Source organism: Flavobacterium sp. KACC 22761, from assembly GCF_034058155.1.
Taxonomy (GTDB): Bacteria; Bacteroidota; Bacteroidia; order Flavobacteriales; family Flavobacteriaceae; genus Flavobacterium.
This window is the reverse complement of record NZ_CP139148.1, coordinates 1,043,195-1,069,885: the sequence shown is the minus strand read 5'-3', so window position 1 is coordinate 1,069,885 and position 26,691 is coordinate 1,043,195. Positions and strand designations below refer to the sequence as shown.

19 protein-coding genes are annotated in these 26,691 nt (G+C 33.8%); 11 read left to right on the top strand and 8 right to left on the bottom strand.

What is annotated here, in order from left to right:
• Positions 1 to 42: 42 nt before the first annotated feature.
• The 8 genes from SCB73_RS04760 to SCB73_RS04725 all read left to right on the top strand — a co-directional run bounded on the left by SCB73_RS04760 (position 43) and on the right by SCB73_RS04725 (position 10,863).
• Positions 43 to 1,950, top strand: a complete 1,908-nt coding sequence (locus SCB73_RS04760) for a DUF3857 domain-containing protein (RefSeq protein WP_320568960.1) — start codon at positions 43 to 45, stop codon at positions 1,948 to 1,950.
• Between the two features lie 26 nt (positions 1,951 to 1,976).
• Complete coding sequence (locus tag SCB73_RS04755; protein ID WP_320568959.1) at positions 1,977 to 3,989, top strand: DUF3857 domain-containing protein; 2,013 nt, start codon at positions 1,977 to 1,979, stop codon at positions 3,987 to 3,989.
• Between the two features lie 41 nt (positions 3,990 to 4,030).
• Complete coding sequence (locus tag SCB73_RS04750) at positions 4,031 to 4,357, top strand: nucleotide pyrophosphohydrolase (protein ID WP_012022600.1); 327 nt, start codon at positions 4,031 to 4,033, stop codon at positions 4,355 to 4,357.
• A gap of 133 nt (positions 4,358 to 4,490) precedes the next feature.
• Positions 4,491 to 5,720, top strand: a complete 1,230-nt coding sequence (locus SCB73_RS04745) for a 3-phosphoshikimate 1-carboxyvinyltransferase (protein WP_320568958.1) — start codon at positions 4,491 to 4,493, stop codon at positions 5,718 to 5,720.
• Between the two features lie 411 nt (positions 5,721 to 6,131).
• Positions 6,132 to 7,181 (top strand): tRNA preQ1(34) S-adenosylmethionine ribosyltransferase-isomerase QueA, encoded by a 1,050-nt coding sequence (gene queA / locus SCB73_RS04740; RefSeq protein ID WP_073415911.1) that lies wholly within the window; start codon positions 6,132 to 6,134, stop codon positions 7,179 to 7,181.
• 102 nt (positions 7,182 to 7,283) lie between these two features.
• Positions 7,284 to 8,551, top strand: a protein-coding gene (locus SCB73_RS04735; protein WP_320566433.1) for an IS3 family transposase whose coding sequence is annotated in 2 segments (ribosomal slippage) — positions 7,284 to 7,623 and positions 7,623 to 8,551 — 1,269 coding nt in all. Because the reading frame shifts where the segments join, the coding sequence is not laid out codon by codon here.
• Positions 8,552 to 8,867: 316 nt separating this feature from the next.
• Entirely contained in the window at positions 8,868 to 10,142 is a 1,275-nt protein-coding gene (gene kynU / locus SCB73_RS04730; protein WP_320568957.1) for a kynureninase, read from the top strand.
• A 295-nt stretch (positions 10,143 to 10,437) separates the two neighbouring features.
• On the top strand, positions 10,438 to 10,863 hold the full coding sequence (locus tag SCB73_RS04725) for a YMGG-like glycine zipper-containing protein (RefSeq protein ID WP_320568956.1): 426 nt from the start codon (positions 10,438 to 10,440) through the stop codon (positions 10,861 to 10,863).
• Between the two features lie 49 nt (positions 10,864 to 10,912).
• On the opposite strand, the gene SCB73_RS04720 is transcribed toward SCB73_RS04725, so the two are convergent.
• On the bottom strand, positions 10,913 to 12,724 hold the full coding sequence (locus SCB73_RS04720; protein WP_320568955.1) for a hypothetical protein: 1,812 nt from the start codon (positions 12,722 to 12,724) through the stop codon (positions 10,913 to 10,915).
• Between the two features lie 573 nt (positions 12,725 to 13,297).
• The gene (locus SCB73_RS04715; RefSeq protein WP_320568954.1) at positions 13,298 to 14,854 is read right to left on the bottom strand and encodes a hypothetical protein; all 1,557 of its coding nucleotides are present in this window, start codon (positions 14,852 to 14,854) and stop codon (positions 13,298 to 13,300) included.
• A gap of 118 nt (positions 14,855 to 14,972) precedes the next feature.
• On the opposite strand from SCB73_RS04715, the gene SCB73_RS04710 reads away from it, so the two are divergent.
• On the top strand, positions 14,973 to 17,360 hold the full coding sequence (locus SCB73_RS04710; RefSeq protein WP_320568953.1) for a penicillin acylase family protein: 2,388 nt from the start codon (positions 14,973 to 14,975) through the stop codon (positions 17,358 to 17,360).
• A 106-nt stretch (positions 17,361 to 17,466) separates the two neighbouring features.
• Here the strand turns inward: SCB73_RS04710 and SCB73_RS04705 are convergent, their stop codons facing one another.
• From SCB73_RS04705 to SCB73_RS04685, 5 genes are all read right to left on the bottom strand, one after another.
• Entirely contained in the window at positions 17,467 to 17,916 is a 450-nt protein-coding gene (locus tag SCB73_RS04705; protein WP_320568952.1) for a hypothetical protein, read from the bottom strand.
• Between the two features lie 148 nt (positions 17,917 to 18,064).
• Positions 18,065 to 19,516: a serine hydrolase gene (locus tag SCB73_RS04700; RefSeq protein WP_320568951.1), complete on the bottom strand. Its 1,452-nt coding sequence runs from the start codon at positions 19,514 to 19,516 to the stop codon at positions 18,065 to 18,067.
• Between the two features lie 143 nt (positions 19,517 to 19,659).
• Complete coding sequence (locus tag SCB73_RS04695; protein WP_320568950.1) at positions 19,660 to 20,736, bottom strand: serine hydrolase domain-containing protein; 1,077 nt, start codon at positions 20,734 to 20,736, stop codon at positions 19,660 to 19,662.
• A 78-nt stretch (positions 20,737 to 20,814) separates the two neighbouring features.
• Positions 20,815 to 21,609: a helix-turn-helix transcriptional regulator gene (locus SCB73_RS04690; protein ID WP_320568949.1), complete on the bottom strand. Its 795-nt coding sequence runs from the start codon at positions 21,607 to 21,609 to the stop codon at positions 20,815 to 20,817.
• Positions 21,610 to 21,679: 70 nt separating this feature from the next.
• Entirely contained in the window at positions 21,680 to 22,273 is a 594-nt protein-coding gene (locus SCB73_RS04685; RefSeq protein ID WP_320568948.1) for a GNAT family N-acetyltransferase, read from the bottom strand.
• Positions 22,274 to 22,489: 216 nt separating this feature from the next.
• Between SCB73_RS04685 and SCB73_RS04680 the strand changes: the two genes are divergently transcribed.
• A complete protein-coding gene (locus SCB73_RS04680) occupies positions 22,490 to 23,839 on the top strand; it encodes an FAD-dependent oxidoreductase (protein ID WP_320568947.1) in 1,350 nt (449 codons plus the stop codon).
• A 129-nt stretch (positions 23,840 to 23,968) separates the two neighbouring features.
• Here the strand turns inward: SCB73_RS04680 and SCB73_RS04675 are convergent, their stop codons facing one another.
• The gene (locus SCB73_RS04675) at positions 23,969 to 25,486 is read right to left on the bottom strand and encodes a helicase HerA-like domain-containing protein (RefSeq protein ID WP_320568946.1); all 1,518 of its coding nucleotides are present in this window, start codon (positions 25,484 to 25,486) and stop codon (positions 23,969 to 23,971) included.
• Positions 25,487 to 25,865: 379 nt separating this feature from the next.
• Here SCB73_RS04675 and SCB73_RS04670 point away from each other — a divergent pair, with 379 nt between their 5' ends.
• Positions 25,866 to 26,690, top strand: a complete 825-nt coding sequence (locus tag SCB73_RS04670; RefSeq protein WP_142451718.1) for a MotA/TolQ/ExbB proton channel family protein — start codon at positions 25,866 to 25,868, stop codon at positions 26,688 to 26,690.
• Position 26,691: the final 1 nt, after the last annotated feature.

The window sequence follows — 26,691 nt, the reverse complement described above, 5'->3', positions numbered from 1 at the left end:
GGATTTCTAAAAAAAATATATATTTGGAGAAATTACTTACTAATGAGAAACCCCTTTTTTACGTTATTTTTATTCTTAACTACTCTTAATTTTTATGCTCAAAAGGCAAATTATGCGATTACTACAATTCCAGACAGTTTAAAGCAAAACGCTAATGCGGTCGTACGATTAGACCAAATGGATGTTAATATTGTTTCGCAAAGAAGCATGGTTATCAAGAAACAAAGAGTTGTAACGGTTTTAAACGACAAGGGGCTTTCGGATATTGAAGCTTATGAACACTACGACAAAACGACTTCAATAAATAGCATCGAGGCAATTGTTTATGATGCAACTGGCAATGAAATCAAAAAAATAAAACGAAAAGATTTTAGAGATCAGAGCGCGGTAAGCGGCAGTACGCTTTTTTCAGATAACCGAGTGGTTTATCTAAATTATACACCAATTTCATATCCGTTTACGATTGCTTATACCTGTGAAACAGAAACTTCAAACACCGCTTTTTTGCCACGATGGTATTTTTTAAGTGATTATAATGAAAGTGTCGAAAAATGTATTCTAAATGTCACTTTTCCAAGCGATTTAGGTTTTAAGAAAAAAGAATTTGAATTTGCTGGGTTTAATATAAAAAAGACAGAAGAAACCAGTACTAAGCTGAGTTATGTTGCATCGAATATATTGGCACAAAAAGCCGAAGAGTTGAGTCCGTCTCCAGGGGATTTATTTCCAAAAATTATAATGGGTCTAGAAAAATTTCATCTCGAAGGTGTTGATGGAACTGCAACAACTTGGGAAGCGTTTGGGAAATGGTACGGAGAAAAGATTCTTACGGGAACAACCACTTTGCCAGAAGAAACCAAAGCAAAAATGAAAGCGCTTGTAGGCAATGAAAAAGATCCAATCAAAAAAGCAAAAATCATTTACGATTATGTGCAGAAAAAATCACGCTATGTAAATATCGCAATTGGTATTGGAGGCTGGAAACCAATGCAGGCAAGCGATGTAGATCGTTTAGGATATGGAGATTGTAAAGCACTTTCAAATTATACAAAAGCACTTTTAGAAGCAGTCGATGTGCCTTCATACAATACCATTTTATATGGTGATCGTTACAAATCTAATATTCAATCTGATTTTGTTTCGATGCAGGGAAATCATATGATTTTGGCAATTCCAAACGGAGACAATTATACTTGGTTGGAATGCACAAGCCAAGATGATCCTTTTGGTTATCAAGGAACTTTTACAGATGACCGTGATGTTTTGGTAGTAAAACCAGAAGGTGGCCAAATTGTTCGAACAAAAGTATATGATGACAAAGGAAATACCCAAAAAGATAAAGGGGTTTATACAATTGATGAAAATGGGCATTTTTCGGGTTCAATTTCAATTGTATCAGAGGGTTCTCAATACAATTCGAAATTTAGAATTGAAGCTTATCAGCCAACAGAAAAAGAAGCGCATTACAAAGAATATTGGGATAATATCAATAATCTTAAGTTAGGAAAAATAACATTTACAAACGATAAGGAAAATATTCGTTTTACTGAAGATGTACAGCTAAGCGCAATAAACTATGCTTCTATTTCGGCTAACAAAATGATTTTTGCTCTTGATGCTTTCAATCAAAATAATCAAAGTGTGAAGCGCATCAGAAATAGAAAAAATCCATTTGAAATTCAGCGTGGCTATTTGGATTCTGATGAAATTGAAGTGAATCTTCCAGCTGGTTTTTCAATCGAGTTTCTTCCTGCCAATTATGAATTGAAAGGGAAATTTGGAGAATACAAAACCGAAATAATTAAAAAAGATAATAATAAGCTAGTCTATAAACGAAGTATGTTTTTGATCAAAGGAAAATATTCAAACAAAGAATATGATGAATATCGTCTTTTTATGGAACAGATTTCAAAAAATGACAACGCCAAAATTATCCTGACAAAAAACTAATAAAAAACTAACCAAGAATTACCAAAATGAAACCAATTAAACTTTTTAGTCTTGCAATCGCGTTATTGCTTTTTTCAAAAATAACAGCTCAAGAATTCAAACTAGGAAAAGTAACTGTTGCCGAACTAGAGCAAAAAGCACATCCTAAAGACTCGGCAGCTCCAGCGGCTATTTTGTACAAAAAGGGAAAAGCAAGAATTGAGTACGATCAAACAGATGGTTTTGTAACTGTGACCGATGTCGAAGCCCGAATCAAAATTTATAAAAAAGAAGGTTACGATTGGGCAAATAAGGCAGTTTGGTATTATAAACAGTCTAATTTTACTGAAAAAGTATATTTTTCAGATGCTTACACCTACAATTTAGTAAATGGAAAAATTGAGAAAACAAAGCTTAAAACAGAAGGTACTTTTGACGAAGTTTTGAATAAATACAGATCTCAAAAGAAAATTACGATGCCCAATGTGAAGGAAGGTTCTGTAATTGAATACAAATATACAATCAAAAGCCCAAGTGACCGATCGATCAGAGAATGGGAATTTCAAGAAACGATTCCGGTAAATTACTCGGAGTTTATGACGGCTATTCCAGAGTATTATGTTTTTAATTCAAGACAAAAAGGATATGTTTTTCCTAAAATGACGGTTGAAAAAAGCCCAAAATCGATCATTTTTACAAATAAAGAAAGATCTCAAGGACAAGTTTCAACAACGACATTTAGTACAGATAAAATTGATTATACCGAAACAAGAACGACTTATGTAGCACAAGATTTTCCAGCAATTAAAGAGGAAGCTTTTGTTAACAATATGGATAATTATGTTTCAAGTATTCAGCATGAATTATCGATGACAAAGTTTCCAAATTCACAAATGAAGATGTATTCTACAGATTGGAATTCAGTTGCAAAAACCATTTATGATTACGAAAGTTTTGGCCCAGAATTAAATAAAACAGGTTATTATGAAGATGATTTAAAAGGCCTTTTAGCAGGAAAAAATACGCCAGAAGAAAAAATTTGGGTGATTTTAAACCATGTTAAATCAAATGTGAAATGGAATGGTTATAAAGGCTACGACTGTGATAATGGAGTTAAAAAAGCATACAAAGAAAAAACGGGAAATATTGGTGATATTAATTTAATGTTGACTTCCATGCTTCGTTACTCAGGTTTAGAGGCAAATCCGGTCTTGGTGAGTACACGTGAAAACGGAATAGCATTATTTCCTAACAGAACAGCTTTTGATTATGTAATTGCCGCAGTTGAAACGCCAACTGGTTACTTATTATTAGATGCATCTGATAAATTTTCAACACCAAATATTCTTCCTTTTAGAACATTGAATTGGTCTGGAAGATTAATTCGTAAAGATGGAACTTCTGAAGAAATTGAGCTGACTCCGAAAAAACCGTCAAATGATGTTGTTTTCATGAGTTACAATATCGATGCCGAAGGAAAAATTTCGGGGAAAACCAGAAGACAATGTTCTGATCACATGGCGCTAATAACTAGACAAAAAATAGATGGTGTTAAACAAGAGGATTATCTGGAGAAATTAGAAAACAAAAACGGAAAAATTGAAATCAACGATTACAGCCGAACAAACGAAAAAGACATTTTATTGCCTACTATAGAAACCTATTCATTTACAGGAAATGATTTGTGCGAAATAATTGGAGGCAAAATTTATGTGAGTCCGATGTTGTTTTTCACCAATGATAAAAATCCGTTTAAACAAGAAGTTCGAGAATATCCTGTAGATTTTGGATTCCCACAATTGGAGAAATACAGTATCAATATCCAAATTCCGGATGGATTTACGGTTGAAACTTTGCCAGCTTCAGCAGCTATAAATATGGAAGACAATGCAGGAAGCTTTAAATTTGTTGTTGCTCAAAATGGCAATACTGTGCAATTTTCTATTGCAAGCCAAATTAATGACGCAATTTTTTCTGCAGAAAAGTATGAAATGCTGAAAGAATATTTTAAGGGAATGATTGCGAAAGAAACAGAAAAAATTGTTTTAAAGCGTATTTAAAAAAATGAAGTTTGGCTTATTTTTGTCCAAAAAATGAAATCATGGATTTGAAAAATGCACAACTTGATGTTGATACTTGGATAAAAGAACACGGAGTTCGTTACTTTAATGAATTGACCAATATGGCGCAACTTACAGAAGAAGTTGGAGAAGTGGCCCGAATTATTGCACGTCGTTACGGAGAACAATCTGAGAAAGAGAGTGATAAAAACAAAGATTTAGGTGAAGAATTGGCCGATGTTGTTTTTGTGGTTTTATGTCTGGCAAACCAAACCGGAATCGATTTACAAGCCGCTTTTGACAAAAAAATGGATTTAAAATCGGTTAGAGATAAAGATCGTCACAAAAACAATGATAAATTGAAATAATTGTGAAATATCGCTCATAAGTTTTGAATTATGAGTTTTGAATTTTGAATTATGAACGGGGAGTGGTAAATTGCGGGGCTGAATTATATTTCTAATCATTCATAATTCAAAATTCACAACTTACATTAAAAAAATGAATTTAAAATTAAGCACGAATTCACCATTTACAATTGATGATTCGCAACTAAATATCACAGGTTCAAAAAGTGAAACGAACCGTTTATTGTTATTAAAAGCTTTATTTCCAAATATTACTTTAGCCAATACTTCAAATTCTGATGATAGCGAAGTTATGCAAAAAGCTTTGGCTGGAAATGACGAAATTGTAGACATTCACCATGCCGGAACAGCAATGCGTTTTCTTACTGCTTATTTTGCTGTAAACGAAGGCCGAGAAGTGGTTATGACAGGTTCTAGCAGAATGCAAGAGCGCCCAATCAAAATTTTGGTTGATACTTTAAGACAATTGGGAGTTGAAATCTCTTATGAAAAAGAAGAAGGTTATCCGCCAATTCGAATCAAAGGAAAAAAAGTTACGGCTTCAAAAGTTACTTTGGCAGCAAATGTGAGCAGCCAATATATTTCAGCACTTTTGCTTGTAGCTTCAAAACTTGAAAATGGATTAGAGCTGACTTTAGAAGGAGAAATTACTTCGATTCCGTACATCAAAATGACTTTGGCTTTGCTGACAGATTTAGATATCAAAACAAGTTTTGAAGGAAACGTAATCAAAGTATTCTCGAAAGAAGCTGTTGAAACAAAAGAAATGGTTGTGGAATCAGATTGGAGTTCTGCCTCGTATTTCTTCAGTTTGGTAGCACTATCTGATGCTGCAAAAATCACTTTGAGCAGTTATAAAGAAAACAGTTTACAAGGAGATTCGGAATTAGTTTCACTTTATGCAAAAATGGGTGTGAAAACAACTTTCCAAAACAATAAAATGACTTTGGAAAAAGTTGCTGGTTTCAATTATCAAGATGTGAATTTTGAATTAAATAATACGCCAGATATTGCTCAGACAATTGTTGTAACTTGTTTAGGTTTGGGGATTGGATGTCATTTAACAGGTCTTCATACTTTAAAAATTAAAGAAACAGACCGATTAGAAGCGTTAAGAATCGAGTTGACAAAATTAGGAGCGAATATTTCGGTGACTAATGACAGCTTGACTTTAGTGAAATCTGATACTATAAATCACGACGTAAAAATCGGAACATATAATGATCACCGTATGGCAATGGCATTCGCGCCTTTAGCAATCAAAGTTCCAATTATTATTGAAGATGCTGGAGTAGTTTCAAAATCGTATCCAGATTTCTGGAATGATTTAAAAGCTTTAAATTTCCAAATTTCAGAATTGTAAAATTTTTTTGAACCATATAAGTGATATAAGTTCATTTAAATAAATAGTTTATAAGACATAGCCTCTGGTTTCAACCAGAGGTTTTTTTATGGTTGAATTTGGCTATAATTGCAAAGTTTGTCATTTTGCTGAAGGAGAAATCACACTCGTGAATCGACAAAGATTGGCAATTTTAGAGGCGGAGTTTCTTGTGCGATTTCTCCTTCGTCCAAATGGCAATAATATGTTGAAAATCTTTTTTATAGAAAAAACACATTTTTAAATCATCTCGAAACCTCACAAAATCAAGGACTTTTGAAAATAAAAGCCAAAACACTTGACAACGCCTATTTCACAATCGTATATTTGCAAGCGATTTAAAATTTTAGATAAAAAAGTCTAAGATTTATTTTTTAAAATCTAACTTCAAATATGAAATTATCACACTTCAATTTCAACTTACCGAAAGAACTTTTGGCTGAATTCCCAGCAGAAAACAGAGACGAATCTCGCTTAATGGTAATTGACCGTAAAAAAAACACTATCGAACATAAAATGTTTAAAGACGTGATCAACTATTTTGATGACGGAGACGTTTTAATTCTTAACAATACAAAAGTTTTCCCTGCGCGTTTGTACGGAAACAAAGAAAAAACTGGAGCTAGAATTGAAGTTTTCTTGTTAAGAGAATTAAATTCAGAGCAACGTTTATGGGATGTTTTAGTAGATCCTGCTAGAAAAATCCGTATTGGTAACAAACTTTATTTTGGTGACGACGATTCATTAGTTGCTGAGGTAATCGACAATACGACATCTCGTGGTAGAACTTTACGTTTCTTATACGATGGTTCTTATGAAGAATTCAGAAATAAATTGACTGAACTTGGAGAAACTCCAATTCCTAAATACATCAACAGAGATGTTACTCCAGAAGATGCTGAAAGATACCAAACCATCTACGCAAAAGAAGAAGGAGCTGTAGCAGCGCCAACTGCTGGTTTGCACTTTTCAAAACACCTTTTGAAAAAATTAGAAATCAAAGGAGTAAATTTTGCTGAGGTAACTTTGCACGTAGGTTTAGGAACTTTTAACCCAGTTGAGGTTGAAGATTTATCGAAACACAAAATGGATTCTGAGGAATTAATTATCACTCAAGCAGCTTGTGATATTGTAAACGAAGGAAAAGCAAAGAAAAAACGTATTTGTGCTGTAGGAACAACTTCTATGCGTGCAATTGAAAGTTCTGTTTCTTCTGCAAATACATTGAATCCTTACGAAGGATGGACAAATAAATTTATTTTCCCTCCTCACGATTTTAGTATTGCAAACTGTATGATTACAAACTTCCACACTCCAAAATCAACATTATTGATGATGATTTCTGCTTTCTGTGGTCACGATTTAATGAAAAAAGCATACGAAGAAGCAATCAAAGAAGGATACAAATTCTATTCTTACGGAGATGCGATGTTAATCTTGTAATTAGCATTTATCATATAAAAAGACCCGACAAGTTTTTAAACCTGTCGGGTTTGAACTTGAAATGTCTCGTCCTGAAAAAAGTTGACTATAATTAACTTAATTATGTCACTAACAAGAGAAGTATTTAAAAGAATTGTGCCTGATTGCACTTACAGTGAGGCATTCAAAAAACAGGTTGTAAAAGAATTTGAACTGGGATTATTTTGCAAGGCAGATCTTCGCCGTCGTTACCAAATCAGAAGTCATAGCTGTATCGACAGTTGGTTAAGAAAATATGGTAAATTTACATATCTGGAAAAACTAACACTGGGACGACCTATGAAAGATCCTCAATCTCAACGCATCAAAGAACTCGAAGCTCAATTAGCTAAGAAAGAGCAAGAATTATTGGTCTTTAAAAAGTTTATTGAAATAGCCGAACGCGAGCTAAAAATCGAGATTGTAAAAAAGTCTGGTTCCAAGCAGTCCAAGAAATAAATCGTATATACAGGGTTAGTCCTTGTGAAATATGTCGATTGTTTGGATACAGTAAACAAGCTTATTACAAACGAAAATCACATCTATTAAAGTCAATTCCCGACAAAGTACATCTCAAATCTTTGGTAATGTCGGTTCGTCAAAAGCTGCCAAAAACCGGTGGCAGAAAACTGCATTATATGCTGAAAGATGATTTAAAAAGACATCAAATAAAGATTGGCAGAGATAAATTGTTTGATTTTTTACGTGATGAATATTTATTAGTCCCTAAAGCTAGAAGATATTACAAGACAACAAATTCAAGACATTGGATGCGTAAATATCCAAATTTAATAAAAGAAATCAAGCTCAATGAGCCTGAGCAGGTTTGGGTTGCTGATATTACTTATCTAAGAACTAAAGAACAAACATATTACCTGCATTTGATAACAGATGCATACTCGAAGAAAATTGTAGGTTATAATTTATCGGATAATTTAATGGCTTCTTCTACATTAGAAGCTTTAAAGATGGCTGTCGGTAATAGGAAATACAGCAGAAATCTCATACATCATTCAGATAGAGGTCTTCAATATTGCAGCAAAGAGTACACGGAATATTTATCTCAAAGCAAGATTCTGATAAGTATGACACAAAACTATGATCCATATGAAAATGCAGTTGCAGAAAGAGTAAATGGTATTTTAAAAGAAGAATTTGGATTATCTGAAATCTTTGAAGATTTTGAAAATCTGAAAAAGCAAGCTCTAGAATCTATTTTATTTTATAATCAAATAAGAGTGCATTTATCAATAAATATGCTGACTCCAAATCAAGCACATTTACAAAATCAAATCAAACTCAAAAGATGGAAAAAAACAAATCGGAACAAAAATAATTCTGTTCCGATTTAATTAATTTTATATTACTAATCGAGTCAACCTTTTTCAGGACAACTCAGTTTCAAGTTTCTCCCGAAGCTGCGGGATCAAGTTTGACATTCGTTGAGAAATTTAAACGCAATCCCGATAGCTATCCGGAGCAATGTTTCTTTGCTCAGTATGTGTTTACCAGAAAAAAGAACGCAAAGCTTTGCGAACTTAGCGTTTGTAAACGTTAGCCTTGATAAAAAAAGACTTTGCGAACTTTGCGTTAAAAAACACACAAAGCATATCAACCTGAAACAAAACAAACAATTTTTGTTATTTTAGCATCCAAAACAAAAACACAATGACTTTTCAAAATACACGCGAATTTGCACGAGGGCTAGATTCGCAAGACACATTAAACCATTATCAGGATCAATTCATTTTTCCAAAAGTGAATGACAAACGAGTGATCTATTTTACAGGAAACTCTTTGGGACTACAGCCAAAACGCACCAAAGCATACATAGATGAAGTAATGAATGACTGGGCAGAACTTGCTGTTGAAGGTCATTTTTATGCTGAAAAACCTTGGTGGGATTATCAAGAAAGATTTTCTGAACCACTAAGTAAAATTGTGGGAGCACTTCCTTCAGAAGTTACAGTGATGAATACTTTAACCGTAAATCTTCATTTGTTAATGGTTTCTTTTTATCAGCCAAAAGGAAAACGTTATAAAATTATCTGCGAAGAAAAAGCTTTTCCATCAGATCAATATATGTTTCAGAGTCAAGTAAATTTTCACGGATACAAACCTGAAGATGCAATTGTAGAAATCAAACGCAGAGAAGGGGAACACAATATTCGTCTGGAAGATGTTTTAGCCAAAATTGAAGAAGTTGGTGATGAACTGGCTTTAGTTTTAATTGGCGGAGTAAACTATTATACCGGACAAGTTTTCGACATAAAAACCATTACTGCTGCCGGACAAAAAGCGGGAGCAAAAGTAGGTTGGGATTTAGCACACGCTGCTGGAAATATCAAATTAGAACTTCATGATTGGAATGTAGATTTTGCCGCTTGGTGCAGTTATAAATATATGAATTCAGGACCAGGAAATGCTTCTGGCTGTTTCGTTCACGAAAAACATCATAATTCAAATCTGCCAAGATTTGCAGGATGGTGGGGACACAACAAAGAACGCCGTTTTAAAATGGAACCAAATTTTGATCCCGTTCACGGAGCAGACGGATGGCAGATTAGCAATCTTCCTGTTTTATCTTTAGCGCCATATTTGGCTTCAGTAGAAATGTTTGCTGAAGTCGGGATGGATGCCTTAATTGCAAAACGCGATCATATTACATCTTATCTAGAATTTATTCTACACGAAATTGATAAAGAAGTAGAAAGTACTTTTGAAATTATTACACCTTCAAACCCTGAAGAAAGGGCATCGCAATTATCTGTTTTTCTTCACGGGCAAGGACGAAGTTTGTTCGATTATTTAATGAAAAACGGTGTAATCACAGATTGGCGTGAACCAAACGTTATTCGTCTTGCGCCAGTTCCTTTGTATTCTTCATATGAGGATATGTACGACTTTGGACAAATTCTAAAAAAAGGAATTTTAGGGAAGTAAATTATTTCATGCAGATTTTGCAGATTCTAGCAGATTTAAAATGATTTCTATAAATAATCTGCGAACATCTGCTTAAATCTTTTTAAATCTGCGTGAAAAAATTTTGTGGAAACTTTATCAAAAACTTTGCGTCTTCGCGCCTTTGCGAGATTAATTTCATTCAGCTTGGAAAATAAAATTTAGCACGAAACAAACAAAAATCTTCTAATCTTATAAACTTTCCAAAAAATTCTGTAACAACCAATATATCAGATATCGCTTATTTTGTAGTGTATAATTATTAAAAACTACAATCATGAAAGGCTTATATATATTATTAGCGGTGATACTTATAACTTCTTGTCAAAATCAAAGCAAACAAGATTTAAATAGAGCCAAACAAGCCAGTATTGATTCAATGAAAGTTGAGATTAACAAGCAACGTGTTATCGACTCAATGAAGACAGAAATGGCAAAAGTAGAAGAGAAACAAAAAGCAGAAGCTCAAAAAGTAGTTGTGGTTCATCAAAATGATGGAACAGCAACTGCAACGCCGGAAAAAAAGAAAGGTTGGAGCTCAACTGCTAAAGGCGCTGTAATTGGTGCTGGAGTTGGTGCCGCGACTGGAGCAATTGTCAGCAAGAAAAAAGGTGAAGGTGCTATTATTGGTGGGTTGGCCGGAGCTGGAGTAGGAGCTGGAACAGGGGCCATAATAGACAGCAACAAGAAAAAGAAAGAATAGGGTTATATAAAGAAACGCCGATTTAAACATTTTAAATCGGCGTTTTGTTTTATGCTAACTGCAAAGTCGGAATGTGAATTGCGTTTAATTCGGATTTATAAAATTCGAATTGCTTTTTGATTTTTGCTTCATCGGTTTTAAAGTAAAAAGTCTCAGAAAACAGGTTTTGATAATATTCAATTCCTTCTAAAATATTTGTTTTAAAAGAATTCCATTTTTTAAGCTGATTGGCTGTAACTTCTCCAGAAATGGTTCCGATTTCATTTCTAAAATAATCCACATACATTTTCAATTCTTTCACAAACATATTTGGACGATCGTTTGTCTGCAAAATTGATTTTCCTTGATAAATATGTTGTATCATTTCTTTTAAGGAAACCTCTTTGTCAAAATAAGCCAAATTTGGTCCCGGACAAATTACGACGCCTTGTGCTTGGCCTTTTATTTTGATGTCATTTTCAAGATAAGAAGCATTTGCCAAACCAACACACAAACAAGATTTTTCGGTAATCTTGATTTTGTTTTTTTCGAATTCTGAATCGGTTAAACAATCTTTTTTGGCTTCTAATTCTTCCAGTTTTATATCTTGATATTTTTTCGAAGCCGTACAAATTCCATGCGGATCGTATTCTTTGCTTAATGCTAAAAATTTCTTCGGACAAGAACTTCCTGCTTTGTTTTCGTGAATTCTCTTTTGTTTTAAAAATTCATTCGTCGTGCCTTTCAAAGTATTGAACGGAACTCCCAGAGGTGAAATATTGCTCAAATAAAAATCATCTTCTTTCGCATTCATCAATAAATTGCGGGTTTCTTGATCTACTGATGTGGCTTCTGGAACCAATAAAAACGGAGAACCCCAACCAACAGAATCTACGTGATAATTGTTTAGTAAAAATTCATGTTCTTCGGCAGTTCCTACACCACCCTGAACGGTAATTTTTAATTCCAGTGGTTTGTTAGGGAAATATTGATTTTTTGCTTCTAAAGCCTTAATCATTAAATCATGGGCCGATTGTACTAATTGTTCCTTTTTTTGCTTGAATTCTTCTAAAATTGTGCCCAATAAAAGGCCATCAGTTGCAAAGGCGTGCCCGCCACAGTTTAATCCAGATTCGATTCGGTATTCTGAAACCCAAAGGCCTTTTTTGGCCAAGAAGTTTCCTTGAATCATTGCCGATCTAAAATCACTGACTTTTAAGATGATTTTCTTTTTCAACTCGTTATTTTCATTCGGAAAAAAATCTTTGAAATTTTCGAAGTAGCCAAACAATCTCGGATTCATTCCAGCAGAAAGTACAACAGAAGATTCTAGATTGCTATTTGCAAAACCTCTCAATGCCGCATGCGCATCGTTGAATTCAATTGGAAGTTGTTCGTTTTTGTTAAAATTATCTTTGTCCAATTTTGTCATAATGTTTACATCAATTTCGCCAGGAAAAAGATGCGATTCGATATACTGCTGCATATTTTCTTTAAGAGCAATTCCGTCATCCAGTAAATTTTGGAAACCTTTTTTAATGTCAGAAGTATTTGGCAGCATTGACATGAAATTTTCAAGCGCCATTTTGCTTTCGGCTAATTCAGTTTTGAAATTTTCGAATTTTTCTTTGACGATTTTGTCAACCAAATTGAGATAAGAAGTAATTCTCTCGGCGCGGTAATCGTGAAATTTCTGTGTAATTTCTTCGTACGGGATATTGAATTTGGTGCTATAAAAATTACGCATCTTTTCAATCAAGTCGTCATCAGCAAGTGCAATAACTGACGAAATCCCGTACTGCGCCACACGAATTGGGCTGTCAATTGTGTACGCAAGACCCATTACAGGAATATGAAAAGTGTGTAAAGGCGTTTTTGTCATTTGTCTTTAAGTTAAAATAAAGACAAATATTGAAAAAAGGAATTTCTTAAAACCTGATAATTGTCAGGTTTCTAGATTGGTGGCCACGAATTACACTAATTTACACGAATTAAATTTAAAATTCTTTGAATAAAAATTAGCGTAAATTAGTGTGATTTGTGTAGAAAAACTACGAATCATAATAAAAGTAGCCGATGGTTTCAACCGTGAGTACTAGATTTGTTGCCACGAATTACACTAATTTACACGAATGAAATTTTAAAATTCTTTGAATAAAAATTAGTGTAAATTAGTGTAATTTGTGGCGAAAAACTACGAATCAATGTAAACATAGCCTGCGGTTTCAACCGCGGGGCACGTATTGTAAAAATGCAGTATGGAAATACATTGCGTTCCTGCGGTTGAAATCGCAGGCTATATTGACAAACTTACCCATATATTTTTCGCCACTCCCGACGATAACTATCGGGATAAAAAGATTACATAGATTAAATCATTTTAATCCGTATAATCTGTGGCTAAAAAAATAGGCTTAATTCGTGGAAATTCGTGTAATTCGTGGCCAAAAAAAATCTAGATCAAAATCTTCTTCAAAGACTCCGCAATACTTCGCCATAAAAAGTTGTAGAATGATTTTTCTTGAATTCTTTCCACTTCAACATCGGCGGTTTTTGGTTTGTCTTTTGAGTCGTTTTTGACCAATAAATTTGCAACGGCTGTTTTGAGCTTAGCTTCTTTTTCAGGATTTTTCTTTTTATAAAGTTTCACTTTAAGATCGTCATAATCTAATGAAGTATTTCCTTTTGACGCATTATCATTTCCGTAGAAATTAAAACGATATTTATGAAATGCTCCCGTAAATGTTGCGTTCATATAAGGTTTGCTGAATTGTCCCATCGCTCGAACATCAAAATTTGAAATCACGCCCTGAATATGAAAACCGTCACTTTTATCCAAAACATTTAAGCTCCAGTCAACACTTAAAGGCGAATTTTTCATAAAAACACATTTGACTTTAATTTTAACATCGTCCGTTTTTTTCAAACCAAAACCACTTCGCAAATTTGTTGCCTGCAAATTAAATCGGTCAAAAGTCAAAACTCCAGGACCTTTTGAAAAATCGATTTCTTCTTCATAAACCAGTTTCGATTTCAAAACCTGCAAAGTATCAATCTGAAGTGGAAATTTGATGTTGCGTAACAGATGATTGTACAAATATTTTTTGCTCAAATCGTCTTTTGGCATTTTACTGCGATAAATATTTGCATTAAAATGATTCATGACAACCGAATTTGCTTTGAAATAAAATTGATCATTTTTAAATCCCCAATCCATTTTATTGATTTCGGCCGAATCGACTTTTAAAGTATAAATATCTTTTTCCTTTTCTAAACGCTTAACAAAATCTCGTCGATTAAATTGCGGAATATTGGAGAAATTATTGATTTTCAAGAAATTCTTTTCGGTGCTTATTTTGCCAATATTGATATGATAAAAAACACTTGGTCTGTAAAACAAACTATCAATTACCAATTTATAACTTTTATAATGTAGTGGGATCTTTTCTTTTAAAGTGGCATCGGTCAGCAGAATTCCTTCTAATTTAAGAATAACTTTTTTGATGCTGAGAATGGGTTTTTCGGTATCTAAAGAAACCACATCGATAGTTCCGTCATTTAAGTAAATATTCGAAACGGCGATTATTTTTCTGAAAGGTTCTACAATTTCGGTTTTGATACTTTTGCTGTTATTCAAAAGTTTTTCGCCTTTTTTATATAAAATCACACGAGGTCTGTTTATGATAATACTTTCTGCCTGAATAATATCGTGAAAAGCCAAATCCCAAATATTGAAATGTTTAATCGTTATGGACTCTATTTTAGAAAAAAGTCCATTTTTGCTGTCTTTAGGCTGGTTTTTCGGACTCACCAATAGCGTCTGCGCGTAGATGTTTCTGGAGAAAAGTGAAACTTCAATTTTTTCGTAATTAATATTATAAACTGTTTTGTTTTTTTCATGAACAATAATGGGAAGCTGTTTTTTTATCCAATAATTCAAGCCAAGATTGACTGAAATTAAGATGAGGAAAAGCGAAATTATCCCAATTGCTATTTTTTTATAGATTGACATTTACAGTATTAATTTTAAATACATAAATTTAGACTTTAAAAAAGAAGAATATTTACATTATTTGCCAATTTGGTTACATCATTTTAAAGACTTTATTATTTATACTTTTTTCGAAAATATGAGAATATTTAAAAAATTTTTGCTGGTTTTAGTACTCTTGATTGTAGTTTTGGGAATTGGTTTGTGCGCCTATATTTTCCATTTGAAACCGAAATATGAAGGTGAATTAGAATTGAAAAATCTTCAGAAGGAAACGACCGTATATTTTGATGATTTTGGAGTACCTCACATTTATGCCGATTCTGAAAAAGATGCGATGACAGCTTTGGGTTATGTTCATGCACAAGAAAGATTGTGGCAAATGGAATTGCTTCGCAGAATTGCGCCAGGACGTTTGTCTGAAATTTTCGGATCGGTGGCGCTGAAAAACGATAAATTTTTCTCTGGAATTGGCATTGAAGAAGCTTCGACGAAAGCCATTGCTAAATTGGACAAAAACAGTGAAAGCTATAAATTGACTCAGGCTTATCTAGACGGAATCAATCAATATCTGGATGAAGGCACAACGCCAATCGAGTTTACTTTGGTAGGTGTAAAAAAACAAAAATTTACGATCAAGGACGTTTACAATATCTTCGGATATATGTCTTTCAGTTTTGCAATGGCTCAAAAAACAGATCCATTGTTGACAGAAATACGCAATAAATATGGAGTAGCATATTTGAAAGATTTAGGAATAAACGGAGAATTTAATACAACACAGCTTAAAAGTTCAAAAAAAGATGTTGAGGAATACACAGAAATCTCAAAATCGGTTGCAGCTTTGTTGGATAAATCGCCAATTCCACCATTTATCGGAAGTAACAGTTGGGTTGCTGGGCCACATAAAACCAAAAGCGGTAAAGTGATTTTTGCCAATGATCCACATATTGGATTTTCGCAACCGGGAACTTGGTATGAAGCGCATATTATTGTGCCAAAACACGAATTGTATGGCTGTTATTTGGCAGGAACTCCGTTTCCTTTATTGGCACATAATCGCGATTATGCTTATGGTTTGACGATGTTTGAAAATGACGATGTTGATTTTTATCAAGAAAAAAATAATCCAAACAATGCCAATCAATATCAAACGCCGACTGGTTTTGCAAATTACGAAGTAAGAACGAAAACCATAAAAGTTAAAGATACTTCAGATGTTGTGCTGACGGTTAAGTCAACGCGTCACGGACCAGTAATGAATGATGTTTTGGATCGTTTGGGCAAGAAAAATCCAATTGCAATGTCGTGGACTTTCACTCGTGAACCAATTCAGATTTTGGATGCGGTTTACGGACTTTCGCATGCAAAAAGTAAAGACGATTTTAGAAAAGCAGTTCAATTGGTTGCCGCGCCAGGATTGAATGTTATGTACGGCGATGCCAAAGGAAATGTAGCGTGGTGGGCAACAGGAAAATTGTATAAACACGACAAAGGCGTAAATACCTTTTTGATTTTGGATGGTGCTAGCGGAAAAGATGATATCAAAGAATACCTAGATTTTTCTAAAAATCCATCGGCTGAAAATCCAGAATGGGGTTATGTTTATTCGGCAAATAATCAACCCGAAGCGATTGACGGTTATTTGTATCCAGGTTATTATTTGCCAGAAGATCGAGCAAAAAGAATTTCGAGTTTGATGAATGCAAAATCAGATTGGGATAAGGAGACTATCAGCAAAATGATTTATGACAATACGTCGCTAATTGCGCCAGAAACTGCTCAAAAATTGATTTCGAGTTTAGACAACAAAACGCTTTCTGCGGAAGAAAAACAAGCAATCGAAGTTTTAAAATCTTGGAAAGGAACCACAAATCTTGAAGATGTTGCACCAACGATTTACAACAAATGGATTTATCTGTATCTGAAAAATACTTTTGAGGACGAAATGGGGAAAGACAATTTCGATTTGTTTTTGGGAACTCATATTGGCAAACAAGTTATTGCCAGACAAGTGGATAATGAAAATTCGGTTTGGTGGGATAATATCAAGACCAAAAACGTAAAAGAAACGAGAAAAGATATTATTTCGAAATCATTTCATGACGCGATTTCGGCACTTCAAAAACAATTAGGAACCACAATTTCCGATTGGAATTGGGGTAAAGTCCATACTGTAGAACACGAACATCCGCTTGGTAAAATTGCCGCGCTTCGCAAATTATTTAATGTAGGACCTTTTGAATCGCCAGGATCAAATGAAGTGATTAATAACTTGTTTTTTGGTTTTAACGAAGAAGGCAAATATTACGTAAAAGGCGGACCTTCAACAAGAAGAATTGTCGATTTCTCAGACATTGAAAACAGCTGGAGCATTTTGCCAACTGGACAATCCGGAAATCCTTTCAGCAAACATTATCACGATCAAGCCGAAATGTATAATGAAGGCAAATTCAGAAAAATGAAATTGAATAAAGAAGAGATTATAAAAACGTCAACGAAATTGGTTTTGAAACCGAAAAATTAGTTTCATGTTTCAAGTTATAGCAAAAGGTTCAAAAGTTTTATTTTTTTAAACCTTTGAACCTTTGTTACTTTGTCACTTTGAGCCTTTACTTAGAATCTTAGCATCTTTACTTAGAAATATACTTCCCTAAAACAATATCATTTGCAAAAATGTTCAAATTGTTGGCAAGCGCTTTATTTGCAAGCATTACATTTTTGGTTTGATAAGCAGGATCTTTTTCGTAGGCTTTTAAAAGTGTTTCTAGTTCAACTTCGTCATAAAAAGCAAAAGAATTATAAATCGCGTCTCTAAAATTTTTGTAATTGATGCTTTGGGTAATTTCCATTGCTTTTTGCTCGTTCCAGCCTTCTTTGGCGGAAGCCTCATTAATTTTGGTTAAGCAAAAATCAATCACATACGTTTTATAGTGCGCGGCTTCAACAATTTTATCGACAATGATTTTATTTTGTTGCGTAGGCATTGCCGGAGGTGTCGGATTGTTTTGCGCTAAGCATTTTGAAGAAATAAACAAACATAACAATGCAGTCAGTAAACTGTACTTTTTTAGATTTTTCATAGGTTATTTAGTTGTTTTTGGGAACGGCTAAAATAGTATTTTTTATGATAAATCATCCTGTTTGAATGTTACAAGTTATAACAAAAAAACTCCGAGAAAGCAGTTTTGAAGTTGCCTTATCGGAGTTTTTAAGAATTTATGATTTAGCTTATTTTTTCGAAAGTTCAGCTAATACTTTTTTTCCGTTTTCATTCGTTGGATCAAGCTCAACCGATTTTGAGTAATTTTCAATTGCCAATTTTTTATCGCCGTCGGCTAAATAAGCTTCGCCAAGACTGTCATACGTATTTCCTGATTTTGGAAAAGCTTCGACGTTTATCTTGAAAACTTCGATCGCTTCTTTTTTCTTTCCAGTTTGCAATAATTGATATCCAACTCTATTCATGTCGCCTTCTTTTATGGCATATGTTGGATCATTTTTTAATTTTTTGTAGGTTTCATTCCCGCCTGAAACTCCTTTTTGTGCATAAGCATCTAACAAATCAAGCGCTAGTGATTTTTTTGGCTGATCAAAAGGTTGTTTGTACAAAATAGCTCTAATCGAATTATTCATTTCGCCTAAAACGGTTCCGCCAGTATTGTTTAACAAAACAACTAGATTTTTATCAGCAGGAATTCTGGAAATGATAGTATTGAATCCGTTTATGCCGCCACCGTGTTCTGTAATTTTTACTTTTCCTTTGTTGCCAACAGAAACTTCCTCAACGCCCCAGCCGTATCCGTACGAACCGTCCCAAGCTTTGATATAAGGTTTGAATAATAATTCCATTGATTTTTCTGAAAGCAATTTATTGGTATAAAGTGCTCGATCCCATAAATACAAATCTTCAACCGTTGAGTATAAAGATCCGGCCGCATAAGGAATACTCATGTCGATATACGCAGCATTGACAATTTTTTTGCCATCTTTTTCATATCCAGCCGCTCTGTTTTTGATGATCAAATCACTGTGGTCGTAGCCGGAATTAACCATTTTTAAAGGGGTAAAAATAGTTTCCTGCAAATATTGCTCATACGTTTTGCCAGTGATTTTTTCAATAATATAACCCAATAAAAAGTAACCCGAATTGCTGTAATTAAATTTTTCGCCCGGCGTAAATTCAAGTGGCAATGCCGAAAATGTTTTTACAAACTCAGCAGGTGTATAAGGATTTTTGGCTTTGTCTTTAAAGAAATTAGGCGCGTTTGTATAATTCGGAATTCCCGATGTATGAGTCAATAAGTGATGAATCGTTATTTTATCGCCGTTTTCTTTTGGATAATCTGGTAAATAAGTTGTGATCGGAACATCTAAGTTTATTTTTCCTTCTTCAGCTAATTTTACAATCAAAAGCGCTGTAAATTGTTTCGTAATTGATCCTAATCTAAATTTCGTATCGGGCTGATTTGGAACATTCCATTCAAAATTAGCAGAACCAAAACCTTTTTTGAAGATTACTTTTCCGTTTTCAGCCACTAAAGCCGATCCGTTGAATTGTCCGTATTCGCTGTATTTGCTTAAAAGTTGTTCGATTTGTTTGGCCTTGTCTTGTGCAAATGTGGTTATGCTCAGAAGAAACAAGACGGTGCAAAGAGCCATTGATTTGATTGACTTTTTCATAATAATTGCTGATTATGGTTTTAGGATTAATAAAATGATTTGTTTTTTGATTGATGATTGAAACGTCGTAACATTTAGATATTCAGTAATTTGATTTAAAAATACCAAATAAATTTATTCGTTCTAAAGTTTAGACGATCGATTTACGATTTGGTTTCAATCTCAATCAATTTTTTTCCATTTTCTCCTAAAAAATGCTCAATTAGCTTAAAGTAAACTTTATATCCATCATCGACATTAGTAAAAATAACCAGTCCTTGTTTTGTTTTTGGAAGCAGAAAAAACAGCGTTTGCACGCCTTGATCAGCGCCACCGTGTGACAAAGCATAATTCTCGTTTCCTAAATCATAGATTTCAAAACCGAGTCCAAAATATTTATCTTTTTTAGTCGTTACCTGATGCGAATTCATTTCTTCGAAAACCTTTTTGCTTAAACCATCGCCATTTATGACACTACATAAAAATGTTCCATAATCCTGAATTGTGGTCAATAAATCATCGGCAGCACTTGCGGTTTTGTTTTTTACTGGTTCGTAAGCATTTCCGTTTTTGTCGTAATTGACAGCATATCGTGAAACATCAACTTTATCATTCCAGATAAATTGAGTGTCATTCATTTTTAGTGGTTGAAAAATTAATTCCGAGGCCATTTGATCTAAAGTTTTGCCAAATTTTTTCTCCAAAGCTTTTCTCAAATATTCCATTCCCTCACCAGAATATTGATACTGAGTTCCAGGTTTGAATTTAAAATCCAGTTTTCCGGATTTATTCATATACCGCCAGTTTGGTAAACCAGTTTGATGACTTAAAACAATTCGTGTAGTCAATAATTTGTGATTTGGGTCATTTGCAATATCAGGATCAATCCAATATTTGTCCAACGGTTCATCCAAATCCCATTTTCCTTGGCTTACTAATTTTAGTGTTGTAATTGCGGTGATTGGTTTTGTTAGTGAAGCTACATTCCAAATGGTATTATAAGGTGCTGGAGAATCTCTTTTAAGATTTCCAAAAACTCTAATTTGCTTCAGTTTTCCTTCCGAAATAATTCCGATGCCTAAAGTTGGAACATTATTTTCCTTTAGCCATTTTTCAGTTTCTTGGTCATTGTCAAAAAGATCGTGTTTTTCTTCTTGAGAAAAAACCGTTTGATTGCAGAATAAAGCAATTCCTAGTAGAATGATTTTTAACTGGAAAGCAATAAAATAAAAGATTTTCATTTTGATAATTGATTGATGATTAATGATTTTGCAAGAATACTGCAATCAAAATTATGAAAATTGTACAAAAGCGAAATCTTATCTTTTTTGAGAAAGAAAATACGAATTGGGATTGAACGTTTTCGGACTTGCTTTTGTTACGTCTTTAAACTTTCGTATAAAATGAGATTGATCGAAATATTTGTTGTAGAGCGCAATATCGGTTAAACTCATTTTTTCTAAATCGGCAGAAATCATTTGGTCAACAGATTTTCTGAATTTCAAAATCTGAATATAATTTTTGATGGTGAGTCCCGTTGCCGTTTTGAATTTAATTTGAAGAAGACGTTGCGAAGAGTTTAATCTTTTGGCAATTTCCGAAACCGAAATTTCTTCTTCCTGAATTCGGATTATTTCACAGATTTTTTCAATCGTATTTTGACTCAAATTTGAATTGTTCAATTCTTCAAAATAACAATTTACACTGCTTAAGAAAGTTTCAATATCAGCATTAATTTGAATTTGAAAAGGCAATTCTCCTGCATCAATTTGAATAATTGAATCAGCAAAATTGCTCAAATCATATTTTGGAAACATCGAAAGCGTCCAAGCATGAAGCTGAATGATAATAACTTTCGTTTTTGGTTGCATATTGACCAGAACTTTATTGGTCATTTGCGAACAAAAATAAATGCCTTCGTTCATTTCATATTTCTGTTTGCTGGTATGAACTTCAATGGCATTTCCAGAAACTATTGCAAGATTGAAACAGCCGTTTGGCAAAACAAGTTTGTTTTCAATCTGGCTTTCGCCGATGCTGTTATCCAGACACCAAATTTTATTGACGAACCTTTCCGTTTTTTGCGATACGTAATGTTCTGAGTAAAGGTTCATTTTGGTTTGCCTATAATAAGGATTAGCGTTTTGAAATTGAAGGCTAAATTACAGTTTTCTATATCATTGTTTAAAGAAATTCCCCAAAATAATCTCGCTTAGTATTTTCCCATTCCTGCAAAATCACGCTGAAATAAACATCGTCTTTGCTTTTTCCTTCAGAATCAACATAATTATTTCTGAAAATACCTTCTTTCAAAGCGCCCAGTTTTTCAATAGCCCTTTGTGATCTTAGATTTTCAAGATCGGCACTGAATTGGATTCTTCTAAATTGAATTTTTTCAAAACCAAAATTCAGCAACTCAAATTTGCAAGCTTTGTTTAAACCAGTTCCTTGAAAATCTTTTCCGTACCAAGTCCAGCCAATTTCGCATTTTTGGCTGGCATGATTTAAGTAGCCGTAGCGTGTACTTCCAGCAACTCTGTTTGTGGCTTTATCTATAATTAAGAAAGGATAACAAATTCCTTCTGATTTTTGTTTCAATGTGTGTTGAACGTAATTTTCAAAATCTTGGTCGTTTCGAACGTACATTCCCATATATTTCCAGATTTCATCGTCATAAATTATTTGCTTTAGTTCAATGTTTCTTTCGTTTTCAAAAGGAAGGAGAAGAACTTTTTCGTTTTCTAAAATAATGTCTGATTGTAAAATTTCGCTTTGCATGAATTTCTATTTAAATATGGAATAAAATCTGAAGCGAAAGTAAATGTTTGATTTTTCTAAATAAATCTATTAAAATAACATTTTGTTATATTTTTAAAAATTTAAAAAAAATAAGGCCAGTCTTTTGGGACTCTTGTTGTAAATAATTGACTTATTTTAAGGGTTATCTATAATTAATGGTTATTTTTACGACCCAATATTTTAGATTTTCCCTCGATGCAAACTTCATTAAAAATTGCCGTTGTTGGTTCTGGACTTGTAGGATCGCTTTTGGCAATTTATCTTAAAAAAGCTGGCCACACCGTTCATGTGTATGATCGTAGTCCCGATATTAGAAAAATAAATTTCTCAGGACGTTCGATTAATCTTGCAATGTCCAATCGTGGCTGGAAAGCGCTTGATGCTGTTGGCGTTGGCGATTCGGTTCGTGAAATCGCAATTCCTATGGATAAACGCGCGATTCATTTGGTTGATAAACTGAATTTTCAGAATTATGGTCAGGAAGGCGAATCGATTTATTCAATTTCGAGAGGAAAACTGAACAGAAAAATGATCGACCTTGCCGAAGAAGCGGGAGCCGAATTTCATTTTGAGCAGAAAATCTGGGATGTAACACTAAGCGATGCAACGCTTCATATTGGTGAAACCGAAAGAGGGGAGTGGGAAGAAAGGAAATACGATATGGTTTTTGGTGCCGATGGCGCTTTCTCTAGAATCCGCCATAGAATGCAGCGACAAAGCATGTTCAATTATTCGCAAGAATTCTTGAATATGGGCTACAAAGAATTAAATATTCCGGCAAATGCTGACGGAACACATAAATTAGATAAAAACTCGTTCCATATTTGGCCAAGAGGCGAATACATGTTAATTGCATTGCCAAATCTTGACGGAAGTTTCACGTGTACCTTATTTATGCCTTTTGAGGGTGAAAATTCTTTTGAATCATTGACAGATCGTAAAATGGTGGAAGATTTCTTTGAGAAAAATTTCCCGGATTCTATCGAGGTGATTCCAGAATTAGCAAATGATTTCTTCAAAAATCCAACGAGTACTTTGGTTACCATGAAATGTTTTCCTTGGACGTATGAAGATAAAATCGCACTGATAGGAGACGCTTGTCATGCCATTGTGCCTTTTTATGGACAAGGAATGAATGCTGGTTTTGAAGATATTACGGTTTTAAACGAAATGATTGAAAAGTACCAAGACGATTGGAAAAAAATCTTTTCAGAATATCAAATCTCAAGAAAACCAAATGCAGATGCAATTGCAGAGCTTTCCTACCGAAATTTCATGGAAATGAGTACCAAAACAGCAGATGAAAAATTCTTGCTGCAAAAGAAAATAGAAAAAGTTTTCTCAGACAAACATCCAGATAAGTGGATTCCGCTTTACAGTCGAGTAACTTTCAGTGATCGTCCATATGCTGAAGCTTTGGCAATTGGAGATTATCAAAACGGAATTATGGAAGAAGTGCTCCGAATGGAAAATATTGAGAATATCTGGAATACTTCAGAAGTTGAGAGCAAAATTCTTGCCTTGCTACAAAATTCGCAGAAATAAACCATATAAGCGACATAAGTTTAATGGTTTATGTATAATAATAAACGCGATAGGTTTCTAAAGCCTATCGCGTTTTGTATTTGTAAAATTAAATGAACTTATATCGCTTATATGGTATAAATAAATTTTTTACTTTTTAAATATTTTAGTCAGTACGCCAAAAACGCCCCTTATAAAGGTAGCACTTGTTACCACTTTTAGAACAGATTTTGTAACAACTTCTGAGGTGCTTGGTTCTGATTTTGATGATTTTGTTGGAGCTTCTTGTTCTTGTTGAGCTGCTGTTTCTGCGGCTTGGGCAAGTTTTTTGTTTAATATTTCGAAGGCACTTTCACGGTCAATTTCTTCAGCATATTTTTTTACCAATTTAGATTTTCCGTTTATTTCTTCAATTTCCTCATCTGATAAAATGTCCATTCTGCTCATTGGTGCACGCATCATGGTGGCCACGAGAGGAGTCGGAATTCCTTTTTCGTTTAGTGCTGTGACCAATGCTTCGCCAATTCCTAAACTCGTTAACAATTCATCTGTTTTATAATATTCTGATGTTGGGTAATTATCAGCTGTTTTTTTAATTGCTTGGCGATCGTTTGCGGTAAAAGCTCTTAATGCATGCTGAATTTTTAATCCTAATTGCGCCAAAACACCGCTTGGAACATCCATTGGGTTTTGCGTAACAAAATAAACACCAATACCTTTTGAACGAATCAGTTTTACAATGGTTTCAATTTGTTCCAACAATACTTTGCTCGCTTCATTAAAAATCAAATGCGCTTCATCAATAAAGATTACTAATTCAGGTTGCTCAGCATCTCCTTTTTCCGGCATTTTTTGATAAATCTCAGCCAGAAGACTCAACATGAAAGTCGAGAACAATTTTGGTTTATCCTGAATATCCGTCAAGCGGATGATATTTACGTAGCCTTTCCCGTTTTCATCAATTCGCATCAAATCATCGGTTTCAAAAGATAATTCGCCAAAAAATAAATCGCCTCCTTGTTGCTCGAGCTCTATGATCTTTCTTAAAATCGTTCCAGTTGTTGCTGTCGAAATTTTGCCATAACTCGCCGCAATTTCGTCTTTGCCTTCTTCTGTAATATAATTAATGACTTTTTTAATGTCTTTTAAATCTAATAAAGGCATTTGTGTGTCATCACAATATTTAAAGATTACTGCAACAACTCCGGCCTGTGTATCATTTAAATCTAAAATTCGAGAAAACAGAACCGGGCCAAATTCAGAAACCGTTGCGCGCAAACGAACTCCGTTCTGTTTTGATAAAGACATCAATTCAACAGGAAACGAAGCTACATTATAAGGTATGTTCATTTTAGCATGGCGCTCCGTTATAAAGCTCTGCTCTTTTCCTTCTTTTGCAATACCACTAAAATCACCTTTTATATCCATCATCAAAACAGGAATTCCTGCATTTGATAATTGCTCAGAAAAAACCTGAATGGTCTTTGTTTTTCCAGTTCCCGTCGCTCCGGCTATGAGTCCGTGGCGGTTAAGGGTTTTGAGCGGGATTTTTACATGAGCTTCAGGAACAGCTTCTCCATCCAGAATCGCGCTTCCCAAAGTAATGCTATCGCCTTTAGAAAGGTAACCGTTGTTTATGTCTTGAATGAAATTATCTTTTTTATTCATGTTTTTTTTTGTAATTTATATGATTATGAAAGTTTTGCTTCGTTTTTAACAATTTAGCTGTGTTTTTTTTAGTAAGAAAAAGCTTTTTTTGATTGAAAAAGGTATAAAAAAAAAATTCGCAGCTTTTTAAGAAGATTTCAATGGATTAATTGAATATTTACTAAAACGTTGTAATTTTTTTACTATTCGACCTTTTTTTTGTTTTATCAAAAAAATGATGCTGGCAATTTAATGAGATATTTTTTAAATTGACGTTAAATTTCCTTCAATAAAATTAAAAAAAGTTTTTTTATTTAAACTAAACGTATAAATTTGCTCCTCTACAAGTTAAATATAACTAAAAAATAAAAATTATTTAAAACTATTAAAATTAAAAAAAATGGCAAACGTTAAAGTTAAAAAAGAAAGCACTTCAAATGGGGGAGGAATGATTTCAGGAATCATTATTGCAGCATGTGTTTTTGTAGGTTGGTGTATTTGGAAATTCGTTATGGGGGATTCAGCTAACTTTGAAGGAGGGAATCCAGAAACAGGTCACCCAATCAATACTTTAGGTATGGTTTACAAAGGAGGTTTCATTGTACCAGTATTATTAGGTATGCTTTTAATGGTTGTTGTTTTTTCTATTGAAAGATTTATCGTTATCGGTAAAGCTGCTGGTAAAGCTAACTTAGACAAATTTATGAAAAGTGTTCAAGGAAGCATTAAAGAAGGAAACATCGAGGCTGCTATCGCTTCATGCGACAAACAACAAGGTTCAGTTGCAAATGCAATTAAATCTGCTTTGATTAAATATCAAGACGTTAAAAAAGAAGGTTTCAACAGTGAAGAGGCTTCAGAAGTAATCCACAAAGAAATCGAAGAGGCTACTTCATTAGAAATGCCAATGTTGGAAAAAAATATGACTATTATCTCTACTTTAGTATCTTTAGGTACATTAGGAGGATTATTAGGAACAGTATCAGGTATGATTAAAGCGTTTGGTGCGTTAGCTTCTGCTGGAACTCCTGACCAAGCTGCTCTTGCAACAGGTATCTCTGAGGCACTTATCAACACTGCAACAGGTATCTCTACTTCTATCTTTGCAATTGTTTCTTACAACTTCTTTACTGCTAAAATTGACGATTTAACTTACTCTATCGATGAGGCTGGTACTACAATCGTGAATACTTACAGAAAATTCAGAGGAAGTTTAAAACAATAAT

Bases quoted from the DNA above. Each gene is read 5' to 3' on its own strand.
- SCB73_RS04700 (WP_320568951.1), bottom strand. From the start codon at position 19,516: ATGAAAAAGTCAATCAAATCAATGGCTCTTTGCACCGTCTTGTTTCTT.
- kynU (WP_320568957.1), top strand. From the start codon at position 8,868: ATGACTTTTCAAAATACACGCGAATTTGCACGAGGGCTAGATTCGCAA.
- SCB73_RS04695 (WP_320568950.1), bottom strand. From the start codon at position 20,736: ATGAAAATCTTTTATTTTATTGCTTTCCAGTTAAAAATCATTCTACTA.
- SCB73_RS04720 (WP_320568955.1), bottom strand. From the start codon at position 12,724: ATGACAAAAACGCCTTTACACACTTTTCATATTCCTGTAATGGGTCTT.
- SCB73_RS04710 (WP_320568953.1), top strand. From the start codon at position 14,973: ATGAGAATATTTAAAAAATTTTTGCTGGTTTTAGTACTCTTGATTGTA.
- SCB73_RS04680 (WP_320568947.1), top strand. From the start codon at position 22,490: ATGCAAACTTCATTAAAAATTGCCGTTGTTGGTTCTGGACTTGTAGGA.
- SCB73_RS04675 (WP_320568946.1), bottom strand. From the start codon at position 25,486: ATGAATAAAAAAGATAATTTCATTCAAGACATAAACAACGGTTACCTT.
- SCB73_RS04760 (WP_320568960.1), top strand. From the start codon at position 43: ATGAGAAACCCCTTTTTTACGTTATTTTTATTCTTAACTACTCTTAAT.
- SCB73_RS04745 (WP_320568958.1), top strand. From the start codon at position 4,491: ATGAATTTAAAATTAAGCACGAATTCACCATTTACAATTGATGATTCG.
- SCB73_RS04690 (WP_320568949.1), bottom strand. From the start codon at position 21,609: ATGAACCTTTACTCAGAACATTACGTATCGCAAAAAACGGAAAGGTTC.
- SCB73_RS04670 (WP_142451718.1), top strand. From the start codon at position 25,866: ATGGCAAACGTTAAAGTTAAAAAAGAAAGCACTTCAAATGGGGGAGGA.
- SCB73_RS04755 (WP_320568959.1), top strand. From the start codon at position 1,977: ATGAAACCAATTAAACTTTTTAGTCTTGCAATCGCGTTATTGCTTTTT.
- SCB73_RS04750 (WP_012022600.1), top strand. From the start codon at position 4,031: ATGGATTTGAAAAATGCACAACTTGATGTTGATACTTGGATAAAAGAA.
- SCB73_RS04685 (WP_320568948.1), bottom strand. From the start codon at position 22,273: ATGCAAAGCGAAATTTTACAATCAGACATTATTTTAGAAAACGAAAAA.
- queA (WP_073415911.1), top strand. From the start codon at position 6,132: ATGAAATTATCACACTTCAATTTCAACTTACCGAAAGAACTTTTGGCT.
- SCB73_RS04715 (WP_320568954.1), bottom strand. From the start codon at position 14,854: ATGTCAATCTATAAAAAAATAGCAATTGGGATAATTTCGCTTTTCCTC.
- SCB73_RS04725 (WP_320568956.1), top strand. From the start codon at position 10,438: ATGAAAGGCTTATATATATTATTAGCGGTGATACTTATAACTTCTTGT.
- SCB73_RS04705 (WP_320568952.1), bottom strand. From the start codon at position 17,916: ATGAAAAATCTAAAAAAGTACAGTTTACTGACTGCATTGTTATGTTTG.